The 23,351-nt window shown below is 64.2% G+C and carries 35 protein-coding genes; 17 read left to right on the top strand and 18 right to left on the bottom strand.

From position 1 onward, the window contains the following. Nucleotides 1-87: 87 nt before the first annotated feature. Nucleotides 88-2,055, top strand: a complete 1,968-nt coding sequence (locus LIW51_RS01020; RefSeq protein ID WP_227375406.1) for a bacterio-opsin activator domain-containing protein — start codon at nt 88-90, stop codon at nt 2,053-2,055. On the opposite strand, the gene LIW51_RS01025 is transcribed toward LIW51_RS01020, so the two are convergent. The 3 genes from LIW51_RS01025 to LIW51_RS01035 all read right to left on the bottom strand — a co-directional run bounded on the left by LIW51_RS01025 (nt 2,056) and on the right by LIW51_RS01035 (nt 4,030). After that, on the bottom strand, nt 2,056-2,865 hold the full coding sequence (locus tag LIW51_RS01025) for an aldo/keto reductase (RefSeq protein ID WP_227376699.1): 810 nt from the start codon (nt 2,863-2,865) through the stop codon (nt 2,056-2,058). 126 nt (nt 2,866-2,991) lie between these two features. Further along, nucleotides 2,992-3,534 carry a hypothetical protein gene (locus LIW51_RS01030; RefSeq protein WP_227375407.1) on the bottom strand — a complete coding sequence of 181 codons (543 nt, stop codon included), beginning with the start codon at nt 3,532-3,534 and terminating at the stop codon, nt 2,992-2,994. A 25-nt stretch (nt 3,535-3,559) separates the two neighbouring features. Next, nucleotides 3,560-4,030, bottom strand: a complete 471-nt coding sequence (locus LIW51_RS01035; protein WP_227375408.1) for an SgcJ/EcaC family oxidoreductase — start codon at nt 4,028-4,030, stop codon at nt 3,560-3,562. A gap of 120 nt (nt 4,031-4,150) precedes the next feature. Between LIW51_RS01035 and LIW51_RS01040 the strand changes: the two genes are divergently transcribed. After that, complete coding sequence (locus LIW51_RS01040) at nt 4,151-4,777, top strand: helix-turn-helix domain-containing protein (protein WP_227375409.1); 627 nt, start codon at nt 4,151-4,153, stop codon at nt 4,775-4,777. A gap of 47 nt (nt 4,778-4,824) precedes the next feature. Beyond that, on the top strand, nt 4,825-5,493 hold the full coding sequence (npdG, locus tag LIW51_RS01045) for an NADPH-dependent F420 reductase (protein ID WP_227375410.1): 669 nt from the start codon (nt 4,825-4,827) through the stop codon (nt 5,491-5,493). An 85-nt stretch (nt 5,494-5,578) separates the two neighbouring features. Here npdG and trxA read toward each other — a convergent pair whose 3' ends face one another. After that, complete coding sequence (gene trxA, locus LIW51_RS01050; protein WP_227375411.1) at nt 5,579-5,848, bottom strand: thioredoxin; 270 nt, start codon at nt 5,846-5,848, stop codon at nt 5,579-5,581. A gap of 163 nt (nt 5,849-6,011) precedes the next feature. On the opposite strand from trxA, the gene LIW51_RS01055 reads away from it, so the two are divergent. After that, entirely contained in the window at nt 6,012-6,176 is a 165-nt protein-coding gene (locus LIW51_RS01055) for a preprotein translocase subunit Sec61beta (protein ID WP_227375412.1), read from the top strand. A 36-nt stretch (nt 6,177-6,212) separates the two neighbouring features. Beyond that, a complete protein-coding gene (gene pdxT, locus LIW51_RS01060; protein WP_227375413.1) occupies nt 6,213-6,794 on the top strand; it encodes a pyridoxal 5'-phosphate synthase glutaminase subunit PdxT in 582 nt (193 codons plus the stop codon). A gap of 30 nt (nt 6,795-6,824) precedes the next feature. On the opposite strand, the gene LIW51_RS01065 is transcribed toward pdxT, so the two are convergent. After that, nucleotides 6,825-6,971, bottom strand: coding sequence for a hypothetical protein (locus LIW51_RS01065; RefSeq protein WP_227375414.1), 147 nt, complete (start codon nt 6,969-6,971; stop codon nt 6,825-6,827). 59 nt (nt 6,972-7,030) lie between these two features. Between LIW51_RS01065 and LIW51_RS01070 the strand changes: the two genes are divergently transcribed. Genes LIW51_RS01070 through LIW51_RS01080 form a run of 3 tightly spaced genes read left to right on the top strand, consistent with a single transcriptional unit; the run spans nt 7,031 to nt 9,252 of the window. Beyond that, nucleotides 7,031-7,408: a DUF7344 domain-containing protein gene (locus LIW51_RS01070; RefSeq protein ID WP_227375415.1), complete on the top strand. Its 378-nt coding sequence runs from the start codon at nt 7,031-7,033 to the stop codon at nt 7,406-7,408. A 27-nt stretch (nt 7,409-7,435) separates the two neighbouring features. Further along, complete coding sequence (gene truD, locus LIW51_RS01075) at nt 7,436-8,773, top strand: tRNA pseudouridine(13) synthase TruD (RefSeq protein ID WP_227375416.1); 1,338 nt, start codon at nt 7,436-7,438, stop codon at nt 8,771-8,773. 41 nt (nt 8,774-8,814) lie between these two features. Continuing rightward, entirely contained in the window at nt 8,815-9,252 is a 438-nt protein-coding gene (locus tag LIW51_RS01080) for a zinc ribbon domain-containing protein (protein ID WP_227375417.1), read from the top strand. A 4-nt stretch (nt 9,253-9,256) separates the two neighbouring features. Here the strand turns inward: LIW51_RS01080 and LIW51_RS01085 are convergent, their stop codons facing one another. Genes LIW51_RS01085 through LIW51_RS01095 form a run of 3 tightly spaced genes read right to left on the bottom strand, consistent with a single transcriptional unit; the run spans nt 9,257 to nt 10,556 of the window. Continuing rightward, nucleotides 9,257-9,751 carry a hypothetical protein gene (locus LIW51_RS01085; RefSeq protein WP_227375418.1) on the bottom strand — a complete coding sequence of 165 codons (495 nt, stop codon included), beginning with the start codon at nt 9,749-9,751 and terminating at the stop codon, nt 9,257-9,259. Further along, nucleotides 9,655-10,212: a hypothetical protein gene (locus tag LIW51_RS01090; protein ID WP_227375419.1), complete on the bottom strand. Its 558-nt coding sequence runs from the start codon at nt 10,210-10,212 to the stop codon at nt 9,655-9,657. The genes LIW51_RS01085 and LIW51_RS01090 overlap by 97 nt, the downstream gene beginning before the upstream one ends. Beyond that, the gene (locus tag LIW51_RS01095) at nt 10,209-10,556 is read right to left on the bottom strand and encodes a hypothetical protein (protein ID WP_227375420.1); all 348 of its coding nucleotides are present in this window, start codon (nt 10,554-10,556) and stop codon (nt 10,209-10,211) included. Before LIW51_RS01095 ends, LIW51_RS01090 begins: the two co-directional genes overlap by 4 nt. Nucleotides 10,557-10,651: 95 nt before the next feature. On the opposite strand from LIW51_RS01095, the gene LIW51_RS01100 reads away from it, so the two are divergent. Genes LIW51_RS01100 through LIW51_RS01120 form a run of 5 tightly spaced genes read left to right on the top strand, consistent with a single transcriptional unit; the run spans nt 10,652 to nt 12,262 of the window. Beyond that, nucleotides 10,652-11,368 (top strand): DUF2103 domain-containing protein, encoded by a 717-nt coding sequence (locus tag LIW51_RS01100; protein WP_227375421.1) that lies wholly within the window; start codon nt 10,652-10,654, stop codon nt 11,366-11,368. A 41-nt stretch (nt 11,369-11,409) separates the two neighbouring features. Continuing rightward, nucleotides 11,410-11,568 (top strand): DUF8015 family protein, encoded by a 159-nt coding sequence (locus LIW51_RS01105; protein ID WP_227375422.1) that lies wholly within the window; start codon nt 11,410-11,412, stop codon nt 11,566-11,568. 43 nt (nt 11,569-11,611) lie between these two features. Next, nucleotides 11,612-11,890, top strand: a complete 279-nt coding sequence (locus LIW51_RS01110) for a 50S ribosomal protein L37ae (protein ID WP_227375423.1) — start codon at nt 11,612-11,614, stop codon at nt 11,888-11,890. Continuing rightward, nucleotides 11,887-12,021, top strand: a complete 135-nt coding sequence (locus tag LIW51_RS01115) for a DNA-directed RNA polymerase subunit P (RefSeq protein WP_227375424.1) — start codon at nt 11,887-11,889, stop codon at nt 12,019-12,021. The genes LIW51_RS01110 and LIW51_RS01115 overlap by 4 nt, the downstream gene beginning before the upstream one ends. Before the next feature lie 4 nt (nt 12,022-12,025). Next, nucleotides 12,026-12,262, top strand: a complete 237-nt coding sequence (locus tag LIW51_RS01120) for a KEOPS complex subunit Pcc1 (protein WP_227375425.1) — start codon at nt 12,026-12,028, stop codon at nt 12,260-12,262. Between the two features lie 3 nt (nt 12,263-12,265). Here LIW51_RS01120 and LIW51_RS01125 read toward each other — a convergent pair whose 3' ends face one another. The 3 genes from LIW51_RS01125 to LIW51_RS01135 all read right to left on the bottom strand — a co-directional run bounded on the left by LIW51_RS01125 (nt 12,266) and on the right by LIW51_RS01135 (nt 14,893). Beyond that, nucleotides 12,266-13,219 carry a DUF7972 family membrane protein gene (locus LIW51_RS01125; protein ID WP_227375426.1) on the bottom strand — a complete coding sequence of 318 codons (954 nt, stop codon included), beginning with the start codon at nt 13,217-13,219 and terminating at the stop codon, nt 12,266-12,268. Between the two features lie 256 nt (nt 13,220-13,475). Beyond that, nucleotides 13,476-13,883, bottom strand: a complete 408-nt coding sequence (locus LIW51_RS01130; RefSeq protein WP_227375427.1) for a hypothetical protein — start codon at nt 13,881-13,883, stop codon at nt 13,476-13,478. Continuing rightward, a complete protein-coding gene (locus LIW51_RS01135; protein ID WP_227375428.1) occupies nt 13,880-14,893 on the bottom strand; it encodes an NAD-dependent epimerase/dehydratase family protein in 1,014 nt (337 codons plus the stop codon). Before LIW51_RS01135 ends, LIW51_RS01130 begins: the two co-directional genes overlap by 4 nt. A gap of 84 nt (nt 14,894-14,977) precedes the next feature. Here LIW51_RS01135 and LIW51_RS01140 point away from each other — a divergent pair, with 84 nt between their 5' ends. The 4 genes from LIW51_RS01140 (at nt 14,978) to LIW51_RS01155 (ending at nt 16,702) form a co-directional block, all read left to right on the top strand. After that, on the top strand, nt 14,978-15,628 hold the full coding sequence (locus LIW51_RS01140; RefSeq protein WP_227375429.1) for a helix-turn-helix domain-containing protein: 651 nt from the start codon (nt 14,978-14,980) through the stop codon (nt 15,626-15,628). Between the two features lie 45 nt (nt 15,629-15,673). Next, nucleotides 15,674-16,072: a prefoldin subunit beta gene (locus tag LIW51_RS01145; RefSeq protein ID WP_227375430.1), complete on the top strand. Its 399-nt coding sequence runs from the start codon at nt 15,674-15,676 to the stop codon at nt 16,070-16,072. A gap of 3 nt (nt 16,073-16,075) precedes the next feature. Then, nucleotides 16,076-16,318, top strand: coding sequence for a DUF3194 domain-containing protein (locus LIW51_RS01150; protein WP_227375431.1), 243 nt, complete (start codon nt 16,076-16,078; stop codon nt 16,316-16,318). A 135-nt stretch (nt 16,319-16,453) separates the two neighbouring features. After that, nucleotides 16,454-16,702 carry a hypothetical protein gene (locus LIW51_RS01155; protein ID WP_227375432.1) on the top strand — a complete coding sequence of 83 codons (249 nt, stop codon included), beginning with the start codon at nt 16,454-16,456 and terminating at the stop codon, nt 16,700-16,702. 24 nt (nt 16,703-16,726) lie between these two features. Here LIW51_RS01155 and LIW51_RS01160 read toward each other — a convergent pair whose 3' ends face one another. From LIW51_RS01160 to LIW51_RS01190, 7 genes are all read right to left on the bottom strand, one after another. Further along, complete coding sequence (locus LIW51_RS01160; RefSeq protein WP_227375433.1) at nt 16,727-16,891, bottom strand: hypothetical protein; 165 nt, start codon at nt 16,889-16,891, stop codon at nt 16,727-16,729. Nucleotides 16,892-16,926: 35 nt separating this feature from the next. Further along, on the bottom strand, nt 16,927-18,324 hold the full coding sequence (locus tag LIW51_RS01165) for an FAD-binding oxidoreductase (protein WP_227375434.1): 1,398 nt from the start codon (nt 18,322-18,324) through the stop codon (nt 16,927-16,929). 67 nt (nt 18,325-18,391) lie between these two features. Beyond that, nucleotides 18,392-20,248 carry a DUF2070 family protein gene (locus LIW51_RS01170; RefSeq protein ID WP_227375435.1) on the bottom strand — a complete coding sequence of 619 codons (1,857 nt, stop codon included), beginning with the start codon at nt 20,246-20,248 and terminating at the stop codon, nt 18,392-18,394. A gap of 35 nt (nt 20,249-20,283) precedes the next feature. Further along, entirely contained in the window at nt 20,284-20,832 is a 549-nt protein-coding gene (locus tag LIW51_RS01175; protein ID WP_227375436.1) for a GMP synthase subunit A, read from the bottom strand. A gap of 38 nt (nt 20,833-20,870) precedes the next feature. Then, nucleotides 20,871-22,058: a PKD domain-containing protein gene (locus tag LIW51_RS01180; RefSeq protein ID WP_227375437.1), complete on the bottom strand. Its 1,188-nt coding sequence runs from the start codon at nt 22,056-22,058 to the stop codon at nt 20,871-20,873. Between the two features lie 171 nt (nt 22,059-22,229). Continuing rightward, complete coding sequence (locus LIW51_RS01185) at nt 22,230-22,400, bottom strand: hypothetical protein (RefSeq protein WP_227375438.1); 171 nt, start codon at nt 22,398-22,400, stop codon at nt 22,230-22,232. Nucleotides 22,401-22,425: 25 nt separating this feature from the next. After that, nucleotides 22,426-23,298 (bottom strand): TIGR01548 family HAD-type hydrolase, encoded by an 873-nt coding sequence (locus LIW51_RS01190; protein WP_227375439.1) that lies wholly within the window; start codon nt 23,296-23,298, stop codon nt 22,426-22,428. Between the last annotated feature and the right edge of the window lie 53 nt (nt 23,299-23,351).

The following is a 23,351-nucleotide window of genomic DNA, read 5'->3' on the forward strand; positions in this document are numbered from 1 at the left end:
GGTCGCGACATTCCATTGTTAGCGGAATTTTCCACAGCCGCAATCTATATTGTTCGTTAATTAACTAGAATAGCCACTGGTCATCACATGAGCAACCAGAAACGGAGGCGACCGGAGTATTCCGAAATCGAGATGTTCGAGAACGACCTCTGTGACGCACTTCCCGACGTATTCTACGCTATCGATCGCAACTGGCGGCTTCGCAACTGGAACGACCAGTTACCGAAGCAGACCGGGTACACCGACGAAGAAATCGCGGAGATGCACCCGTTGGAGTTCATTCCAGAAGAAGACCGCGAGACGATAGCACAGGCGGTTCTAACGGTGTTCGAGCACGGCGAGACGCGAACGGTCGAATCGCAACTCGTCACCGAAGACGGCGAGTACGTCCCCTACGAGTTCAACGGGTCGCCCATCACGGACGCGGCGGGAACCGTTGCTGGGTTGGCGGGCACGGGACGAAACATCTCGGAGCGAAAGGAGCGCGAGCAGGAACTTCAGCAGTACGAAACCCTGTTCGAGACCGTCGACGACGGGGTGTACGTTCTCGATTCGGATCTTCGGTTCGTCGCGGTCAACGACGCATTCGCGTCGATGACCGGATACGACCGCGACCGACTGCTCGGCATGCACGCTTCACTCGTCAGTAGCGACGCGGGATGGGAACGAGGTTCGGAACTGGCGACCGAGATGGCGGACGGGAGACGCGAGGTGGCAGCCCTCGAATCCGAACTCGTTCGAGCGGACGGAACGTTGCTCCCCATCGAAACCCGATTTACCTACCTCTCAGACGACGCCGATGCGGTCGTCGGTGTCACGCGCGACATAACCGAGCGGAAGGAGCACGAGCACACTCTGCGCCAGCAACGCGACGAACTGCGGACGCTCGACCGCATCAACTCCCTCATCCGCGAACTCGTGCTGGCGCTCGCGTCGACGGCGACTCGCGACGAAGTCGAGCGAACGGTCTGCACTCACTTGGCGGACTCGGATCTGTACCGGTTCGCGTGGATCGGCGAACGAAACCGAGCGACTGGGTCGGTCGCACAGCGAACGCAAGCAGGAACGGACGACGGGGCGTGGGAACTCATCGAACAGGGAACCGAGGACGAAGAATGGGAACGTCCGGCCAGCGTGGTGCTCCGTACCGGAACGCCGGAAATCGTGGACGACATCGCCACCGACTCTCGATATCCGGAATCGGTGCAAGAGGCCATCGCCGACACCAGCATCCAGTCCGGCATCGCGGTTCCGCTCGCGCATGGGAAGACGAGCTACGGCGTCTTGGTCGTCTACGCGACCCGCCCGGGGGCGTTCAGCGAGCGCGAGGCCGCCGGCTTCGAATCGCTCGGCGAACTCGTCGGGTTCGTCATCGACGCCGTCGAGAGCAAGCGGCTACTCCACGCAGATCGGGTCGTCGAACTGGAGTTCCGACTGACCGACGAAACGGCGTTTTTCACCTCGATATCGAACCGGTTCGACGCGACGTGCGTTCTCGAAGAGGTGATTCCGTCCCAAAGCGAAACGCTCCTCGAATACGTTCACATCGAAGGCGTATCCTCAGGCGAGGTGGTGCGACTCGCCGAGCAAACGGATGCGGTGCGACACATCCGGTTGGTCGAGGGGACGCTGTTCGAGGTCACGGTAGCCGGTGCGTCGCCGGTTCTCTCGTTGGTCGAACGAGGCGCGTCCATAACGAAAGCGGTCGCGGAGGACGGTGAAGCGCACATCGTCGCCGAACTTCCGCCGGACGCTGACGTTCGGAGCATCGTCGAAGCACTCGAAGACGAGTTTCCCGACTCCGAACTGGTGGGGAAGCGCGAGCGCGAACGACCCGCCCGAACGGTCGACGAGCTGCGGGCGGAATTTGAAGTCGACCTCACCGAGCGTCAGTCGATAGCCCTTCAGTCGGCGTACGTCGCGGGCTACTTCGATTGGCCGCGGGAGAGCACCGCGGAAGAGGTGGCAGACGCTCTCGGCGTCACGTCGGCGACGCTCCACCAGCACCTCCGAAAGGCCGAGAAGAAGTTGCTCGTCGCGTTCTTCGGAGAGTGATTACCACGGGGCGAACGACGGGTCGACTTCGCGCTCTCGCCGGTCGAGACCGTCGATTTTTGCGACATCCTCGTCGTCCAGTTCGAAGTCGAGCGCGGCGAAGTTGTCCTCGATATGGTCGCGGCCGGTCGCCTTCGGAATCACGGCGACATTCTCCCTCTGCACCAGCCACGCTAAACTGACCTGCGCTTCGCTGACGTCGTGCTTCTCGGCGACGTCGTTCAGTTCGGGCACGTCGAACGCCTCGCCGCGGGCGAGCGGGGAGTACGCCACGAGTTGGATATCGTTTCGCCGTGCGTACTCGACGAGTTCGTCCCGCGGGAGCAGGGGGTGCATCTCGACTTGGTTGGCGAAGAGGGGCGCGTCGAGGGTCTCCCGCGCTACGTCGAGATGTTTGGGCTCGAAGTTGCTCACGCCGACGTGCTCTATCGTCCCCTCGTCGTACAGCTGGTCGAACGCCGCAAGCGTCTCCTCGGGGTCGTACTCGCGGGCGGGCCAGTGGATGTAGAGCAGGTCGAGGTAGTCGGTGCCGAGTTTGTCGAGGCTCGCCCGGATGCTCGACAACACGTCGTCGTATGCGAGCTCGTCTATCCAGACTTTCGTGGCGAGGAAGATGTCTTCGCGGTCGACCGACGACCGCTCGATTCCCTCGCCGACGTACTTCTCGTTGTCGTAGGCCTGCGCGGTATCGACGTGCTCGTAGCCGAGGTCGAGGGCGTATCGCACGCTTTCGACGCATTCCTCGGGGTCGGTGTTCTGCCACGTTCCGAGTCCCAGTTTCGGGATGCCGTCGCTGGCGTCGTAGGTCATCGTACTCCGAACAAGGGCCAGCGCGGAAAAAGGGGTTGCGTCGGCGGAAATTCCGGCGAGATTCGCAACCGGTCGCTCGAAGTCGAGTTGCTCGGGTAGGAGATCCGTAATTGTCACCGCGTATCCTCAACCCCCGAGCAGTTCCGCGATGAGACCGCACAGACAGATCACGAACAACGGAATGGTCACGAGATTCTTTATCGTAAAACTGACCAATGAACCGATTCGGCTCGATCCATCGAAGACGCCGAGGCGTGCCGTCGACCAGTCCACGACCGGGTCGCTCGTCAGGACGAACAGACACGCGTTGGCGACGAGAAAGACGCCGCCGAGGAGTAGAACCTGCCACGCTATTAGCGGCCACCGGTCGCTGGCGTTTATCGACAAACCGCTACCGACGGTCGTCGTCGAGAGGACGATGGTGATTACGACGATGACGAGCGCCACCCTGAACAGTCCCACGACGGATTCGACGATCAGCAGTAACGACTCCGGTAGCTGCTCGCCCCAAAGGACGAACACCCAGCGGGAGAGGACGGGAACGATCGAGAAGGCTCCGATGAGCAGGACGTTCGAAACGTAGAACGACACCGCCCAGTGGAGGAGGCGCACCGTCGCGGTCACCCCGTCGTCGAACGACTGGAGAAACGTCGTAACGTGATTTTGCATGGTTGTGAGAGATTCGACCGGTTGACTACGTGCGGCGTCGCAGATGTGAGATGAGGTACCGCCAGCAGAACCGTACCGTTCTCAGGCTGCTGGTCGGCGTGTTCTGGAAGGAGGCGATACGCCACTCGTCCTGGCGTTTCGTACAGACGGTGGTCGTCAAACCGTTCGGTTCGACCGACCCCTCCTCTTCGCCGGGGAAGAGGATGGCACCCTCGGAGCAAATCACGACGACATCGGGAGCGAGGTATCGCACGTCCACGGGACGGCTCCAGAGACGGGTTCCTCGAAAGATACCGTCAAACAGTCGCTGATGAACCGCGGCGATCTCGCGGCGACCGTCGAGTCGGTCGCCGGTTGCGACGACGTAGTTCGCCTCCTCGTCGAACGGCTTCGCGAACGCGTCGCCGTCGCCGTCGTTCCAACCGTCGGTTACCCGTCGGAGGAGAGCTTCGATCGCCCGTTCGTCGTCCGGAGTCGGAGCGGCGTCGGTCGTCATCGACTCGCTCCTCGGCATCGAACACGCGCTGTCGATTGCATATGTAGAGGGAAACGGCGAGGTACCAAAGGGATAAACCGAAACATGTTGCATTTTACGGTCGCCCAACGAAGGTAACGCATGCCTACAGCACGGTTGCGAATCGAACCGAGCCACGACGGATTGGCCGCAGTCTCGGTCGCACGCCCGGACGACGAGTTCAGAATACTGGACGGACATCCTAACGAGGACGGGCTGTTCGTCCTGTACGAAATCCGGACGACCGACCCTAACGGAGTCGTTCGGGAGTTCGAGGCAGCGGACGAAGTTCGGTCGTGCGAGGTGATGCATCGAAGCGACCGTGTCGTTCTCCTCCGATGTTCGATACCGAAGCCGAAGCCGTATTGCGTCGCGAACGCATCGAAGGGGTTCGCAACGTTCCCGCTGATACTCCGAAACGGGTGGCTCCACGTCGAAGTCACGGCCTCCGACGGCGACCTATCGACCATGAAAGCGGCGTTGGAAGACGCGGGACTCGCCTATCGCGTCGATTCTGTCTCCCAATCATACGACAGTAGTGATCTCCTCACGGAACGACAGCGGGAGTTCGTCGGCGAGGCGGTTGAACGAGGGTACTACGACACCCCACGCCGATGCACGCTCACGGAACTGGCGCGTTCGATGGGCGTTACGAAGGGGTCGGCTAGCAGAACGCTTCACCGGGCGGAAGGAAGGATCGTCGCGAAGTTCGTCCGAGAAAGTCGATGAGAGCGGCTTCCGGAGAACTTATCCACGCCCCGGGAGACACCCAGAATATGCGAATCGCACTGCTGGGGGGAACCGGCGATATCGGGCAGGGACTCGCGCTCCGCTGGGCGTACGATACCGACCACGAGGTCGTCATCGGCTCGCGCGACCCGGAGAGAGCCCGCGCGATGGCCGAAGAGTACGAGACCGAACTGGACAGTTTGGGCGTCTCGCGTTCCATCAACGGCTTCGCCAACGGGATGGCCACCGAGCGCGCCGACGTGGTCGTTCTCGCCGTGCCGCCGTTCTACGTCCGCGACACGGTCGAGGCCGTCGCGGATCGCCTCGGCGAGGTGGACGTGCTCGTCACCCCCGCCGTCGGGATGGATCGGGCCGAAGACGGCTTCCACTACAAACCGCCGAAGGCGGGGAGCGTGACGGAACTCGTCGCGGAGTCCGTACCCGAGGGCGTGCCCGTCGTCGGCGCGTTCCACAATCTCTCGGCCGACCGCCTCGCCAACCTCAAAGTAGAACTCTCGCAGGACACCCTCCTCGTGGGTGATGACGAGGACGCCAAGGAGATGGTTCGGACGCTGGCCGAGGAGATAAAGGGCCTGCGGGCGCTCGACGCGGGGGGAATCGCCAACGCCGCCGAGGTCGAGAGCGTGACGCCGTTGCTCATCAACCTCGCGCTCAACAACGAGGGGATGCACGACGTGGGCGTCCGATTCGAGTAGGTTCGACTACGAGTGAGTAGCGTGCGGAGTAACTGCACCGCTCACGGTTCGCGTGTCCAAAGATTCGATTTTGCGTTCGGACTGGTTACGCGCCCGCTTCTTCCAAGACGCGCTCCAAGTCGTCGCGCTGGGTGACGCCGACGAATCGCTCGACGACGCCCTCGTCGTCCTCGATGACGATGGTCGGGATGGAGCGAACTTGGTACTCGTTCGCAACGTCTTGGTGTTCGTCTACGTCCACCTTCTCGAACTCGACGCTGTCTCTCCAGTCTTCCTCCAAGTCCTCGAGAATCGGGTCTTGGGTCTTGCACGGTCCACACCAGTCTGCGTAGAAGTCGAGTAGCTTGACTGTCATGCGTTTCTTTCCTGAATTTCTGTCGCCGCGTGCATAAGGGTTTCTTACTCCGCTAGCTCTGCCGGAGTTCCGTGGATTACGCCGAACCGTGGATTCGAGTGGAAGCGAAGCAGGCTGACGGTGTTGCGAAAGGTTTACCCCCGACGCTCTCTGAACCGCAACTATGAGCAGTGGCCAGAACTCCGGCGGGCTGATGTCCAGTGCCGGACTCGTGCGATACTTCGACGCTGAAGACCGAAACACGATCCGTATCGATCCCAAGACGATCGTCGCGTTCGGCGTCTTCTTCGGCGTCTTCATCATGGTGTTGAACTTCCTCGCGATATAACGAGTCCCTTTTCCCGACGCTCTCCGTACCACCGGTATGAGTCTCGACGCTGGCGTCATCGCCGTGCAGGGCGACGTGAGCGAGCACGCCGACGCGATCCGGCGGGCCGCCGCCGCGCACGGCGAAACCGCGGAAGTCACGGAGATTCGCCAGTCCGGCGTCGTTCCGGACTGCGACCTACTCTGCATGCCCGGCGGCGAATCGTCCGCCATCTCCCGCCTGCTTCAGTCGGAGGGCATCGCCCCGGAGATACGGTCCCACGTCGCGGACGGAAAGCCCATCCTGGCCACCTGCGCCGGTCTTATCGTCGCCGCGGCGGACGCGGGCGACGACCGCGTCGAGAACCTCGAACTCGTGGACGTGACCGTCCAGCGCAACGCCTTCGGGCGGCAGAAGGATAGCTTCGAAGCCCCGCTCGACGTGACCGGCCTCGGCGACCCCTTCCCCGCCGTGTTCATCCGCGCGCCGCTCATCGGCGACGTCGGCGAGGCGGAGGTGCTCGCGGCGTGGGACGGGCGGCCGGTCGCGGTTCGGGATGGCCCCGTGGTCGGAACCTCCTTCCATCCAGAGTTGACGCCCGACGACCGCATCCACGGCCTCGCGTTCTTCGGCGACTAGCGGGGTGGTGCATCGATTTCGACGCCACCGTTATCGCGTCGTTGAAATCGCGGGCCACGTCACCGGAAACGCTCGGTCTTCGGCGACGCTGGCACCCGGTTCGTCGCCCTCCATTTTCTGCGACGGTCGCGTTTCTCCCGTCGCCCTTCGTCTTCGGCGACGGTCGCATTCGCTCATCGCCCTACCAACGTACGTAGGTATCAGGTACTTGGTCGTGACCCGCCACTACTAACTCGATGATCGAGTGGGAAACGGAATTCGATAGAGGAGCACTGCTGGCCGACGAGGAGCGCGACGTACCGGTCGACCTACTGTTCGAGGTGTTCGGGAGTCCACGTCGGCGACGCATCTGCTCTCGCCTCGACGACGAATCGACGACCGTCTTGATAGATGACCTTGCCCGTCACATCGTCGAACAGGAGACCGGCACCCTCGCTGACGACGCATCGCCCGACGCGGTAGAGCAGGTCGAGATACTGCTCTATCACGTCGACCTCCCGAAGATGGCGGAAGCGAATTTCGTCGCCTACGACCCGGAATCTGGTCTCGTCGCCCCCGGAGACGACATCGAGCTAGCCGCGAACTACCTCGAATTCCTAGAGTACACGTTTTAATCCCGCCCGGGTTCACTTCCCGAACGAATGCGCGAGGCACACCCCATCGAGACCGCGGTCGGAATGGAGTTCTACGTCAGCGACGCCGACGGCGTGGGCGGTCGACTCCGCGAGGCGAATGACGACTTCCGAGTGCGGGAGATCGAACGATTCGACGCCGAACCGCTCGACGCCGACCCGGGTTCGTACCCGCACCTCGTCGTCCGGGCGACCCTCCGCGGGTGGGATACGAACGACTTCGCCCGCAGGCTCTCCGGAGCGCTCGGAATCAGCCGCGAACGCGTCTCGTGGGCCGGAACGAAGGACAAGCGCGCGGTAACGACGCAGTTGTTCAGCCTCCGGAAAGTTTCGCCCGACGACCTCCCGGAAATCTCGGGCGCCGACATCGAACCCGTGGGGCGGGCGGGACGGGCGCTCCAGTTCGGCGACCTCGCCGGCAACGAGTTCGAAATAACCGTCTTGAATCCCGACCGCCCGGCGAACGCCGAACGAATCGCGGACGAACTGCGGGCGTTCGTCGGCGGGCGGGACGCAGAACGGCTCGCGGTTCCCAACTTCTTCGGCCAGCAGCGATTCGGCAGTCGACGACCGGTCACGCACGAGGTCGGCCTGCACATCGTCCGCGGCGAGTGGGAAGAGGCGGTGATGGCCTACGTCGGCAACCCCTTCGAGACGGAACCCGAGGACACGCAACGAGCCCGCCGGACGGTCGAGGACGTCGCGCCCGATTGGAACGCCGCGCTCGACGTCCTGCCGAAGCGACTCGACTTCGAGCGAGCGATGGTACACCAACTCGCCGAGAACGGCGGTGACGACCCCGCCCCGGAGGAGTTCCGGGTCGCGTTGGAGGCCTTGCCGACCAACCTCCAGAGACTGCTCGTGAACGCGGCCCAATCGTTCGTCTTCAATCGAATCCTCAGCGAACGACTGCGCCGGGGGCTTCCGTTCAACGAACCTGTCGCCGGCGACGTGGTCTGTTTCGCCGAGGAGGTCGACGGACTGGTCGTCCCGGACGTCGACCGACGACAGCGTGTGACCGAGAAGCGCGTTCGCACCGTCGAACGCCACTGCGAGCGCGGTCGGGCATTCGTCACCGCGCCGCTGGTCGGCACCGAGACGGAACTCGCCGATGGCGAACAGGGGGACATAGAGCGCGAGGTGCTCGCCGACCTCGACCTCGAACCCGCCGATTTCAACTCGCCGGGGGAGTTCTACTCGACCGGAACCCGGCGGGCGATGCTGGTGCGAACCGACTTCACGTTGTCGCACGATCCGCTCTCGTTCGGATTTTCGCTCCCCTCGGGGTCGTACGCCACCGTATTCCTGCGAGAGTTCCTGAAAGCCGACCCCCTCGATATGGGATAGGACTTTCCGCCTCGCCGTCGTACCCCGGCGGGGGACCGGGGATGGAGACGAGAACTAGAACCGACCGAATTCAGCGGGAGATCGACACCGCGCTCGCGGAAGGGTGGCGCATCGAATCCGAGACGCCCGACAGGGTCGTGCTCGTGAAGCGAAACTACGGCGACTTCGGCGTTCACATCGTCCTCGCGCTGCTGACGTTCTGGTGGACGCTCGGCGTCGGGAACCTCGCCTACGCCGCCTACAAGTACGTCAACGATTCCCAGCGTCGCGTCCTCTGGGAGTCGGAACGCGAATGCCCGGAGTGTGGGACGACGGTCGCCCCCGACGCGAACTACTGTCGCAACTGCGGGACGGAACTGCCGACCGACCCGGAACCGGTCGGCATGACCTGCCCGAACTGCGGGGCCGCGGTCGCGGAGGGTGCGAAGTACTGTAGCTCGTGCGGCGCGGGAATCGCGGAGGTGATGGAAGGGGCCTGACTCCTCACTTCTTCGTCGGCGTCGCGCGTCCGAGGAAGAACGCTGGCAGGCTGAACAGTACGATGAAGACGAGGACGAACACGGTGAACAGGACGGAGAAAACGATATCTAACGGCGTCCCGACGCGAGTGACCGGTCTCGTCGCCGCGATGATAACCGCGAGCAGCGTCGGCGGGAGGACGACGGCCGTGCGGCGATATCGGAGGTCGGTCGCGGCGTAGCCGACGACCGACATCGAGAGCAGTAGGAGGGTGGCGAACGCGGCGAACAGGAAGTCGGTCACGCCGTAGAAGTTCAGTTCGAGGAGCCGCGAGACGAGGTACGGATCGGTGAGCGCGACGGTAACGACCGTCACGACGAGACCGACCGACCACGCGAGTATCGCGGCGACGAACCCACGCTTCAGGGTCGGACGAGCGTCGGAGGTGGCGAAAAGGGAGAGCGCGATATACGCACTCCCCGCGAAGAGTGCGCCGAGCGAGTACCGTCCGTCTCCCATGACGACGGCCTGTGAAATACCGAACAGCAGTCCGACGACCCGATGCCGCCGACGATTTTCGCAGTCAGTCGAGCCGTCGCGTCGCTCCGTTTCACGGTTTTTCCACCGACCCAAACGAATCCGACGAGAAGCGCGAACAGCGTCATCGCGGGTAAAAGTACGTCGAAGAACAAGTTACGAACCACGTCCGCGAGCGTCTCGGCCACCGCGACGAAACTCCACATCTCACCGACGACATCGCTCGATTGGGCGAAGGTGACGAACGGGCCGTCTCCCCCGTCCCGATACTCGGTCAGCGTGAACTCGTTTCCGGCCGCCGATGCGCCGGTCGGCGCGCGCGTAACGGCGGTTCCCGGCGGCCCGCGAACCGTCAGTCGAGCCGCGCCGAGGTCGGCGTAGTTCCACGTCCCCGGTTCGTGGAAGTGGTCGAAACGAAGGACGCCGCCGGGAGTGCGAGTCACCGCCTGGTCATCCGATATCGGAGGACGACGACGTCGTCGGACGTGACGCGGGCGTCGCGGAGCGTCGTGGGTGTGGGCGCGTCGAACGCACCATCCGCGGCGGCGACGAGCGCGTAACGATTCTCGCTGAAGTTCCGAATCTCGTCGTCCGCCAATCGGTTGCGAATCGTCCAGTCCGCGATACCGTTCTCGTGAATGACGACCGTGGCGGTGCTTCGCTCGATGTCGGTTCCGACGCCGCTGCACGGGGTACAAACGTCGACGGGAGGTCTCGCCCCGAGAATCGGTGTCGTGACCGCGACGAGAACGACGAGTACGAGGAGGGCGAAGGTTCGGGAACGCATGCTCCAAATCGTATTTCGTCCGATAAGTTTCTTTCCGCCACAGAAGACGGAGTTGGAACGTGGAGATTAAACGCGACGCTCCGAAAGTGACTCCCATGGAGTGTCGGCAGTGCGCGTCCTCGCTCGAACGCCCCGGCGACTACTGTCTGGTCTGCCGGACGCGCAACGCCGACGCGGTGGTTCTCGACCTTGACCGCGACCACGCCGCGATGACGATGCTGCTGGACGAGGACGCGGTGGGCGCGACCGACGTGCGGACGACGCCCGAGGACGGGGAGCGGGAGGTCGTCGAACTCCGCAACTTCGCGGGGCGCGTCGCGGACGAAGTCCGGCGAAAGCGCCCTGAGGAGGTGTACGCGGCGGGCGACCGAGACGTGATTCGGGCGGTGCGCGCCCAACTGCGCCATGATTTCTACCGGGTGGGCGACGAGCGCCCGGTGGGGGAGGTGCTCGAACGCCGAAACGAACGGTCGCTGGAGGTCGTGGAGACCGACCCGGGCGACAAACTCGGCGGCGCGCACACCACGCTCATCGGCAACCGGGACGGGATGCGCGCGATTCGGGAGGTCGCTCGCCACCCGCACGTCAAGAAGATAATCCCCGGACCCATCAGCGCGGGCGGGTCGAGTTCCCCGTCCGGCGTCCGGGCCAAGGCGACCCGTGCCGACGAGAACGGGAACGTTCGTCTCCTCCTGCGCGACGGTTCGAGCGTCCAGGAGAATCGTGTCGTCACCACCGCTATGGATCGAGAGCGCGGCGAACGAGTGCGAGACGACTTGAACGAAGTGCTCGCGGAGACGGGGTTCCAGTAGCCACAGACCTTTTGGGCGTGGCTCTAATTATATGTAATTACATGACCTCACGCTACGACGCGGTGCTCGCGGCGATACCGACGCTCTCGGGCGGTGGATTCGTAGCGGCACAGTTCACGTCGCTTCCGTTGGCGGTGCTCGGATTGGTCGGGGCGGTGCTCGTGGTTGGGTACGCGCTGGCGCGACCACCACGCGATTGAACTCAAAGGGTTTATCAGTCCTCTCGGGTAATTTCTCGGTACTATGGCCGAAGACTCTAAATCACGAACCGGTAGCGCCGGACGGTTCGGAGCGCGATACGGTCGCGTCGCCCGAAAGCGGGTCTCAGAAATCGAGGCGGACAAGAACGAGAACCACACTTGCCCGGACTGTGGAAGCAGCAGCGTCGACCGGAAGGGAACCGGTATCTGGGCGTGCGGTCGGTGCGGCTACGAGTTCGCCGGCGGTACCTACCGCCCGCAGACGCCCGCCGGACGAACCGTCAAACGCTCCATCCGCGCCGCCCTCGCCGACGAAGAATGAGTTACAAGTGCTCGCGCTGCAAACGGGACGTCGAACTGGACGAGTACGGCGGCGTCCGCTGTCCGTACTGCGGACACCGCGTCCTGCTGAAAGAGCGGAGCCGCGACGTGAAGCAAGTCGAAGTCCGGTAACGCCGTGTCTCACGACGTGCTTCTCGAATTCGACTACGAATCCGACGAGCGTGCGACACTGATTTTCCGAAGCGTCGAACGAGAGGTCGGCGAGATAGACGGCGACCGCTCGCGGACGACCGTCAAGCGGGACGGAAGGACGGTCGTCGTTCGGGTTTCCGCCGACGACCTCGTGGCGCTCCGGGCGGCGCTGAACACGTGGCAGACGTTGGTGGGGGTCGCGGAGAAGGTTTCGGGATGAGGGTTATCCTCCGTTCGACTCCGGAACGAAGTAGCCGTACGCGGCAGTGCGCCGCGCGACAGTTGCGACCCGAAGGATGAACGAAACGAGGACTGCTACCGGCGAGAGTACCACCGCGACGATCAGACTGACGATGACCACAAGCGGGTCGTACCCGAGCGGCGTCGTCGGGAGGGAACGGTAGCTCATTATCGTCAGTCCCGAAACGACGATGGAGAGGACGCCGGTATAGAGTATGTAACGGGAGAGCTGTGCGAGTTCGCGTTGGATGAATATCATCTTGAAGTACTGTCGCGCCGTGTCGAGTTGGACGAGCAGGTTTTGAATGTCTTCGAGTATCTGCTTCGTCGCGTCCGAGAGCGCATCCGTGTGTTTCGCCCTGAACCGCCGAGTCTCGTACTGCTGCATCGAGTCGTTGTAGTCGAGGATGACCGAGAGCACGACGAAGAGGTCGGCGCGCGGATCGTCCAGTCTGGCGATCTCGTCGTCCACCCGTTCGAACAGTCGCGCGTACTCTTCCTTCTCCTCCCCGACTTCCGAACTTCCGCACTTCTCTTCGAACGAACGAACGCGCTCGTCGAGCGCACGAAACAGCTCGCGGAGGAACGCCGCCGTATTCGGCGGACTCACGAGGAGGTCGATCTGCTCTCCGACCTCCTCTCGGAACTCCACCATCGCCTCTAACTGCCGTTTTTGGTTCTTAACCCCGCCGAACTCCTGCGAGAGAATGAGTTGATTCACGGCCACGACGACCGTGACGAGCGTCAGGATTCCGTTCACCACCCCGTTCATCAGCCACATGAGTCGCGCCGGGTTGGTCAGCAGGAACAGCTTGGCGACCCCGAACACGACGTTCACGGCGAATATCCCTACGAGAATCCCGACGGCGACGGTGAGGCGGTCTCCCCGAAACAGCAACCACCACAGCGCGCGGTCGAGATAGCCTCTCGGAGCCACGTTACTTCCCTCCGCGCGACCGATAGTTTACAACTACTCTCATCCCTACCGTTTACTACCGACTCCGTCCACCAACTGTTTGACGGCGACCGCCGCCGAGCGACCCTGCAACTGCTAGCCTTCGAGGATAGAGGTGATCGTTTCACGACGACTTCGGCGTCGAATCGCAGTGGCGGACGAATCACCGAACGTGCTCGAATATCGGCGTTCCCGAATTTCCGACGTCCCGCCACTCGTCTCCGTCCGCCGGAGCGAACTAGGGTTCGTGGTCGACGCTATCGCCGAAATTCCACAGCCACGCACCGACGACTGTCCCACCCGATCCGGCCGCCGCGACCAGCGCGGCGGTCAGGAAAAACGGCTCCCTCCACGAACCACCGACGGAGTGAACGTTGTCCGGGTTCGGGACGAGGAAGTGGAAGTAGACGCCGAACGCGAGCGAGGCGGCCATCGAGGCGACGAACACCGCGCTCCCGAGTCGCTCTCTCCCGCGCCACAGGAGCACGAACCCGACCACGGGTGCGATTGTCGCCACTCCGACGACGAACGCTGATTGAAACGGCATCAGCGGAACCGGCACGGCGGCGTGTGGAACGCCGTGAGCGAGATTGACGAGCAGGTACGCGCCGAGCGCGACGGCGGCGACCGTCAGTTTCCCCGTCACTCGCCGCTCCTCACCCCGGATGCGGCGAGCGGTTCGGGAGACTCCCCGCCCGCCATCTCGGCGAGCGTCCCCTCCTCGCGCCACGTCTCGACCACGTCCGCGAGCCCCTCTCGATAGCTCGGGTAGCGCGGTTCCCAGTCGAACGTCTCGCGGAATCGCTCGTTCGAGGTCGGGGCCGAACTCGTCAACAAGCGAACCGACGCTTTGCCGACGAGGGGGCGCGCCAGCCACCCCGGAATCCGGCGGGGTTCGGGGGCGTTGAGTCGGTCGGCGAACGCTCGTACGAGCGTGGCGAGTGCGACCGGTTCGTCGTCGGTGACGTGCCAGAGGCCGGTCGCGTCGGATTCTGTCGCCGCGGCGAACGCCCGCGCCGCGTCCTCGACGTGGAGTATCGAAAGCGTCGCGTCCCGCCTTCCGAGGGGACCGCCGCCGAGGATGGGGAACCTCCCGTCGAGCAGTCCGGAACCCATCTGACGTGTGTGGGCAGAGTCTGGCGCGTAGAACCACCCGCAGCGCAGGATGCCGACTTCGAAGCCGTGTTCGTCGCCGCCCCGCCGGACGATCCGTTCCGCGTCGAGCGCGGAGCGCGTGGAACGGTCGGGGTTCGGCGGTGCGTCCTCGTCGAACGGCGCGCCGTCCGGTCGGCGGGCGAGCCACGTGATGCTCTGGAAGAGGAGTCGGCGGGCGTCTATCTCCGCGGCGACCGAAACGAGATTTCTGGCTCCCTCCGCGCGCACTCGGTCGTTTAGCACCCACTCCTCCTCGGTCGGTTTCGTGCTCGTCGGAATCGCGGTGGCGGCGTGGATCAGCACGTCGCACCCCGCCCCGGCGGTGCGGAGGGATTCACGGTCGAGCACGTCCCCGCGTCGCGGTTCGCCGCCGCGCTCGGCGACGAGTTCGTCACCTCGCGCATCGCGGGTGAGTCCGACGACGGCGTGGCCTCTGTCGGTAAGTTCGGTGACGAGTTGGCGACCGAGAACTCCGGTTGCCCCTGCGGCGAAGACGTTCATAGGTAGTGATTGGGGAGATTCGACGATAGCGGTTGTGCCGCAGTCGTCTGGTCGATTTATAAGTGTCCGAACTGACACTCGACTATGAAGTACCTTCGCCTCACGCTCGACCCCGGCGAAACCTCGGTGCATCCCGTGTACGACGTTCTGACCGACGCTGAGTACGTCGAGCGGGCGCGCGGCCTCCACGGAAACGTCGCCGCAGATATCGCCACGCTCCTCTTTCACGTTCGAGGCGATGCGGAGCGATTCACGGCGAGATTGGACGATATCCCGGAAGTTCTGGACTACGACGTGACGCTCCTCGCCGACGACGAGTTCTACTGCTACGTCTACAATGAGACGACCGCCGTCGATGGGGCGCTGTTCGCGGCTTTCACCCGCGAGAGCGTCGTGCAGGTATCGCCCATCGAGTACCACGACGACGGGCGGGCGACGTTCGACATCGTCGGCAGTTCGGACGACCTCCACGCCGCGATGACCGACGCTCCGCCGGGCGTCGAACTTCGCGTCGAACAGGTCGGAGAGCGCGCGACCGGCAGCGAGGACGTCGAAGCGTCGCTGAGCGATCGCCAGCGAACGGCGGCGAAAGTCGCGGTCGAGTTGGGGTACTACGACGTTCCCCGGCGAGCGAGTCACGCGGACGTGGCCGACGCGCTCGGGTGCGCCCCAAGCACCGCGGCGGAACACCTTCGGAAGGCCGAATCGCGGGTCTTCCGTGGGCTTTTTGACTGAGGCGCAAAGCGTGGCTTTTTCAGTCCCGACCACGAGGATGGAGGTATGCAGGGTAATCTTCCGCCGGAGGCACAGGAGAAGCTCGAACAACTGCAAGACCTTCAGGACACGGCCCAGCAGGTCGCGGTGCAGAAGAATCAGGCCGAGACGCAACTGAACGGGGCGCAGAACGCGCTCGACGAATTGGACGACATCGACGAGGACACGACGATGTTCCGCGAGGTCGGCGAACTGTTCGTCAAGACGGACTACGACGAGGCGCAGGAAGACCTCGAAGACAAGGTAGACAGCCTCGAAATCCGCGTCGAGACGCTCGAAAAACAGGAGAACCGCGTCCGAGAGCAGTTCGAGCAGCTTCAGGGCGAACTTCAGAGCATGCTCGGCGGCGGTGCGGGTGCGGGGCCGTCCGGCCCGACCGGTCCCGGCGGCGCCGGCGGCGCGTAAGCGATGGTCAGCGACGAAGAAGTCGTCCGAACCGCCGCAGAGGCGGCCGAAGACGTGATATTTTCGCGCATCAAGCAGTCGCAGGTGAAAGATTTCGACGTTACCGTCACGTTCGAGGAGGGAATCCTCGACGTGGATGTGTACGTCAACGCGTCGGAGGCGGATCGGGACGAGGAGAAGGTGGCGAACGACGCCGCGCTGGCGGCCCGCGCGGCGGTGGACGAACTGTTCGCCGAGAGCGCCTGATTTCATCCGATTCGTTCGCGGTATCTAACGTCAAAAATTATTACCATCGCGTGTCTCCGTGACACGTCGCCAGTCACGGGCCCGTCCGGCGGTCGTTCTCCGGAGACGGCGGAATCGGCCCGTTTTCCTGGCGTCGTGAGACAACGTTCTTCCGGGTTGAACCACCCGCCCGACACCCCGTCGGGACAATCGACGGCTGGGCACCGCTTCCTTCGGATGAACCGGCGTGCGCCGAGCATCGAAACGCCCTCCCTCCGCGGAGAAAGCGGGATCTGCGCCGAGAACTGCGCGCCGGAACGAGCCGAAGGTGGCGACCCGAAAACCTTCGACGGAAACGTCGGGGCAGTAGGTTCCGTGCGCCGTCGACCCGGTTGTCGCCAGTGAGGGTGGCGGCGGTCTTCGGGAATATCATCGGGGTGTTTTCGCCGTGACGTACGCGATTGCGACGAAGACGACCAGCGCGAGCAGTGCGAGTGCGAGGGCGGTGAGCCGCGGAACCGAGACGCCGAGCAAGACGAGAAAGGTGACGAAGAGCCACGCGAGAAATAGCGTGAGAACGGTTCCGAGACGCATTTCCGCTCGAAAGAGCGTTCACGAAAACGTAGTCGTTACAGTCTTTCCTTCGCTTCCACGTTCCCGTGCGCGTGGAAGACGTTCTCCGGGTCGTACTTCGCTTTCACTTTCGCGAGTCGCTCGGCGTTCTCGCCGAACGGAATCCACGAGGGGTCTTCTTCGAGGCCGGGGAAGTTGACGTACTGACCGCGCGCTTCCGGATACTCGCGCATCTCCGCGATGCTCTCGCGCACCCACGCGATGGCGGCCTCGGTCTTTCTGGGGTCGTCCCAGTTCGCCTCGAAGTTGAGTCCGTACGGGACGTCCCGATACGCGAAGGCCGTCTCGTCGTCGCCGACACGGGCGATTTCGCCGCCGCCTTGCCAGACGTCGACGGTCGAGAGCGGAACCGGACATCGCTCGGCACAGGCGACGATGCTCTCGATGATCTCGTCGTTCAATTCGTCCAGATAGAGCGACTTCCAGTAGTAGAGTCGCCCGTCCGGGTAGTCCTCGTCCAGCATCGACTGGAGTTCGACGTAGGGCATCGTCCCGCTGAAATCTACGACCGGGTCGGCGAACTCCCGGAGGGGACGAAGGGCGTCTTCGCCTTCCTCGGGGTCGCCGGCGTAACAGCCGAGAAAGGCGATGGTCGGGTCACCCCACGACTCCTCGGGGAACTCCTCCAGTTCCGGCACCCACGCGTAAAAGGGGAGGACGCTCACCTCGTCAGGGGCGTCCTCCGTGTACTCCCGGAAGAATCGGAGGGCTTCGGTCGCTCTGTCGCCGTCGTGCCAGACGAAGCAGGTGGCGACCTCCGGTCCGACGGGGTGGCAATCGTACTCGAAGGCGGTGACGATGCCGAAGTTGCCGCCGCCGCCGCGGAGCGCCCAGAACAAGTCCTCGTGTTCGTCCTCGCTCGCGGTGACGAACTCCCCGTCCGCGGTCACCACGTCTGCCGCGACGAGGTTGTCGCAGGAGAGGCCGTACTTCCGGCGGACGTGGCCCATCCCGCCGCCCAGCGTGAGGCCCGCGATACCGGTGTCGGAGACGACGCCGCCGGGAACCGCCAGCCCAAACGGTTGCGTCTCTCGGTCGAGGTCGCCCCACGTCGCGCCCGCCCCGGCGCGGACTCGTCGGTCGTCCGGGACGACCTGCACCCAGTTCATCGGTTCAAGGTCGACGACCAGTCCGTCGTCCACCGTCGCCCGTCCGGCGACGCCGTGACCGCCGCCGCGAACCGCGATGGGCAGGTCGTGCTCCCGAGCGAAGTTCACCGACGCGATAACGTCCGCGACACCTTCGCACCGCGCGATCATCGCCGGTCGGCGGTTTATCATCCCGTTCCACACTCGGCGCGCTTCGTCGTACCTCTCGTCGTTGGGCGTGACGAGTCCCCCTTTCAGTTCCGATTCGAACGACTCGACCGCGGATTCGATGGTTTCAGTGGCCATGTTCCCCACCGCCAGAGGATAGGCGCGAAGGGTCGATAAACGCGACTGCGGAATGGTCTGATAGGTCTCAGGCGAGGAAGAAGATGAGGATGCTGATGGCCGTCACCGCGAGGATGACCGCGCCCGCCAGCGCCCCGCCCATGGCGATGACCGCGTTGGCATGACTCGCCAGCGTCTCGGTTCGGTCGTTGCCGAACACCGTCACGTCGGCATATTCGCTCTCCATCCCCGCTTCGACCGGTTCGAGGTCGGCGGCGGCGTCCTCGACCAGCCGATCCACGAGGTCAATGAGTTCGTCGTGGTCGATGGCTCCGCCGACCTGATTCGAGGATTCGACCATGTTGACGACGTGGGTGTCGGTGGTCATCACCTCCACCTCGTCCGTCCCGACCGCGGCCACGATTCGGTCCCGGAGGCCGGGTTCCATGTTGTTGCCATCCACGAGCACGTAGGCCGTTTGCTGTCCGGCGACTTCGACCACCGCCACCCGGATGCCGAGCGGGCCGATTCCGTCGGCGGGCGTCCACGACGTCTCGTCCCACGCGACGCCGAGTTTCGGTCGTCCGCGCGCCGCCGCTCCGAGTTCCGTCGCGGCGGTGCGAGCCGCCTGAATCATCTGGAAGGAGCGCTCGCTGCCGGGGTAGACGTGACCGAGGTCTTCACCCTGCAATCCGTTGTTGCAGTTGTGCGCATCCACGAGCATCACGTCGTCCACTCCGCTCGACCGGGCCTCCGCGGCGGCGGCGAGTCCGACCGCGTACTCCACGTCGTCCGCGAACTCCGGGGAGTAGGTGGCGACCAATAGGGCGTCGTCGCCGAACCCCTGCCCGACGAGCTTGGCGTCACCCTCCTGCGTCCGAACGCTCCGACTCGCGGAATCGCTGTACTCGATCCGCTGGTAGGCCGCTTCCGCGGTTTCGAGGATGGTGTCCACCTCGCGCTCGGTGACGAGGTTGAAGTCGTGTCCAGCGGTGGCGTGGGGCGGAAACGCGAGGCCTTTGGACTGACTCGCCACGCGCCGAGGGAGGTTCCCGCCGCCTATCTCGCCCATCGGTCCGGGATGGATCATCGGCAGGACGAACCGGGCTTTCTCGCTCCCGTCCGTTCGGCGGAACGAGAGCACGGTGACGGGAATGACCGCCGGTTGACCGATCTGCTCGAAGAAGTCCTCCAGTTCGCGGGTGCCCTCCGCGATGTGGCCGATGAATCCCCCGACGAAGTCAAGCAGACTGACGCCGAGACTGCGCCGCCACGGGCGGTCGATGACGACGAGGAAACCGTACACGCCGAGGGCGTACACCCCGCTCACGACGGCGAGGAGGAAGAAATCGCGGGGGGTAATGAGTTGTGTCAGTGCTTGCGGGGCCTTCTCTGGACGAGCCAGTACGTTCTGTACGAGCGGTCCGCCGAGTTTGAGGACGCGGATCGTCTCGCTGTAGACGAACAGCAACACTCCGGCGGCCCCCGTCTGGATGCTTGCCGGGAGTAGCGCGACCGAGAGCGACTTCCGCGAGACGGCCATGACGACCAGCAACCGTAGCGCGAAGATAGACGCTAAACCCACGATGAGTGCGTCGAGGACGAAGTCCTGCTCGAGCTGGGTAAACACGACGACGGTACCAGCAATCGTCAGGATGGCGACCACGATCACCTCACACGCCAATGCCAGCAGCGACGACCGATTGTACGTCAACTGGCCGCCGAGACGGCGGTCGACCGGCGTCGTCAGGACGCTCGCGGCGACGGTCGGAATCCCGATGAAGAAGATGCCCTCCCACGCGTCTTGCAGGACGTACTGCGAGTCGAACGCCCCGATACCCGCGACGGCCGCGATGAACAGCGCGAAGGTGACGCTCGCGTACCACCGGGGGGCGCGGAAGATGTAACGAGAGAGACTCGCCAAGTCGCCTTGGGTCGCTGTCATTGGAGGAAGGCCACGCCGCGGAGAGTTAAAGAATGCTACTCGCAGACGGCGAGGAAATTTTCGAAAATTTCCTCGCCCTCGTCGGTGTGTGCCACTTCCGGGTGCCACTGGACGCCGTACAGGTCGCGGTCGGCGTCGCTCATCGCCTCGATGCCGCACACGTCGCTCGTGGCGGTGCGCTCGAAGCCCGACGGCACCCGCTTCACTTCGTCGGCGTGGCTTGCCCACACCCGCGTCTCGGGCGCGAGCGATCCGACGAGAGGGTCGTCGTCGTCGGTTATTTCGACCGTCACGTCGGCGTACCCTCCGTAGTCGCCGCCGCCGACCTCGCCATCGAGGACGTGCGCCATCACTTGCATGCCGAGACAGATGCCGAGGACGGGAACGTCGAGTTCGAGGTAGTCGGCGCAGTAGCCGATGTCGTCCATCGACGGCCCACCGGAGAGGACGAGTCCGTCAGCGTCGATCTCCTCGGGCGGCACGGTGTTGTCGACGAGGTCGGTTTCGACTCCCATATCACGGAGCGCCCGGTGCTCGAGGTGCGTGAACTGACCGCGGTTGTCCACGACGAGAATTTTCGTCATTGTCGGGCGTTATGGATGGCGCGAATAAAAACCGCTCGTCACCGCCTCGCCGCGACGGCCCCGGCGAGCAGGGCGAGCGCGACGCCGACGGTCGTCCACTCGGGGTGCTCGACCAGCACGTCGGCTCCCGGCAGCGCGTTCGGCTCCCGCGTCGTCTCCCCGCCCGGCGATTCGCGGGACGAATCTTGCGTTCGGTCGGACGACTCACTGGTCGAGCGACCGTCGGTCGTGCCCTCCGTCACTTGCACGGTCGCGGTCGCGTCGTCGGTCTGGCCCTCGCTATCGACGACCGTCACCCTCGCCGTGCGCTCGCCGGGCGTCTTGTAGGCGTGACCGGTCGTCGCTTCCTTCGTCGTCTCGTCCACCGTCCCATCGCCGTCGAAATCCCAGCGATACTCCGTCACGTCGCCGTCCGAGTCGCTCGTCCCGCTCGCGTCGAACGTCACCGATTCGCCCGTCTTGATTCCGTCATCCGCGCCGTTCGCGCTGAGCGCGGCCTCCGGCGGAGCGCCGCACCCGCCGGGACGGACGGTCACGGGTGCATCCATGTCGAGTTCGGTTTCGGTCGGGTCGCTCGTGCTTCCGGAGAGGAACGCCCACGAGTTCACTGACTCCGCCCCGAAGCGGGGGTCGTGTAACGCGGCGTCTCCGTTCCACCTCGGGGTGATGGTCGTCCGAAAGTCGCCCGACACCCCGCGGAAGACAGCCCCGTCGATGCGGGAACCGGTCCACGTCCAGTCGATGCGGTTCCGCGACCACCGGTCTTCGCGTCCGTCGTAGGTGTCGTCCATGAGCACCCACCGACCCGACTCCGGCAGTCCGTCGAACCGGAACGACACCGCGCTCATCGGGAGTTTCTGCCCGGTGCGTCCGGTCCGTCGCCGGTCGTGCAGTATTACGAGGCTCACGACCCCGTCGGGAGCCTCGTAGAGGAACATCGTGCTCCCGTTCTCGCGGGTAAGCGACGACGGCGCGAAGGAGCTGTACGACCAGTCGCTCGGTTCGGTGTAGGGATTTCGGTAGTCGTAGAACCGCACGACGTTCTCGTCTCCTTGGATGGGTTTTACCGGGACGCAGGTGTCGCCCTGCTCCACGGCGTACACATCGTGCTCGGACGCCGGCGTGTCTGGCAGGTCGTCGCTGGGCAGTCCGGGCGGCGGGAGGGCCGCGGCGGTACCGAGCGTGGAGAGAAGGAGGAGGGCGATTAGCGCGGTGCGTCTACTCATCGACGATACGACCTCGCGGTTCGGTGCGGGTGGCTCGAAGCGAGTCGGTGTCTCATGTTCTCAGCATGTCCGCGTCGTGCGGACTATCGTCGCCGAAAACGGGACGTTCTTACTTTGTTATGTTCCGTCTGAAACCCGCGTAGGACGCGCTTAGCCCGAGGCGAGGCGGAGCTACGCGATGCGCTTTAGCGCGAAGTGGGCTACCGGAAGCATCGCGAGGAACAGCGGAATCGCGTAGAAAATTTGTGTGAAGGGGTCGGGCGGCGAGAGAATCCCGCCCAAGACGAGCGCGAGGAAGAGGGCGAGTAGAACCGTTTTGACGGCGTGTTCGCTGGAGACCATACCTTCCGATTCCGTCGTTCCGGTATCAATCTTCTCCCAACAACGCGAGCAGGTCGTTTATCGAATCGACGACTGCCGTTGCGCCTTCCGCCTCGTACTTCCGGCGGCCTTCCTCGCCCGTCAACCCCCCCGTCAGGACGCCGACGCCGGAGTAGTCGCGGTCTGGGTTCGTCTCCGTCGCGTTCACGGCGGTTCGGATGTCGTCCAGCGTATCGCCGACGAAGATGACGCGCTCGGCGTCGAATCGCTCGGCCAGCGTCGTCAGCGCGTGGGGGTGAGGCTTGCCCTGTTCCCAGTCGTCCATCGTGAATCGATGTTCGTCGGCCACGTCCAGTCCGGCGCGTTCGAGGGCGATGTCGGCCTCGGCCGCGGGTCTGCCGGTGACGACGCCGACGGGATAGTTCGCGGTGAGTTCGGCGAGCGTCTCCGGTTCGACTAACACGGGTTCGTCGTTGATGTAGCCTCGCGCGTCGAGCGTCGGCTCCGCGTCTTCGAGGTCGGCGTACAGTTCACCCCCGAGGTAGAGCTGCTGGAACACCTCGCGCAGACGACCGGGGTTCCACGCGTCCCGGACGCGAGCGAGAGCGTCGTCGGGCAGGGAATCGGCCACGACGCGCTCGGCGGCGTCGAGTCCGCCGCCTCGTTCGGCGATTCGGTCGGTGAACGCCTCGACGGGCTGGTCGAGACCTTCGCGCGAGGCGAGGACGTACAGCGCCGCGGCGTACGTGAGTTCCCAGTCGTTGTTGAATCCGCCTGCGTCCTTGAACGCCTGCACGTCGGATTTGGGGATGGTGTCGCCGTAGACCCGCGAGACGGACTCCACGATAGCCCGTCGATAGGAGTCCGCCACGTCCACGAGCACCCCGTCGATGTCCAGTACGACAGCGTCCGCGTTCATGTGCTGGCGTTCGTGCGATGGTGTAAGGGTCTGCCGAATCGCTTTTTTCCGTC

The sequence above is a fragment of the Haladaptatus halobius genome (assembly GCF_020618475.1).
GTDB classification, from domain to species: domain Archaea; phylum Halobacteriota; class Halobacteria; order Halobacteriales; family Haladaptataceae; genus Haladaptatus; species Haladaptatus halobius.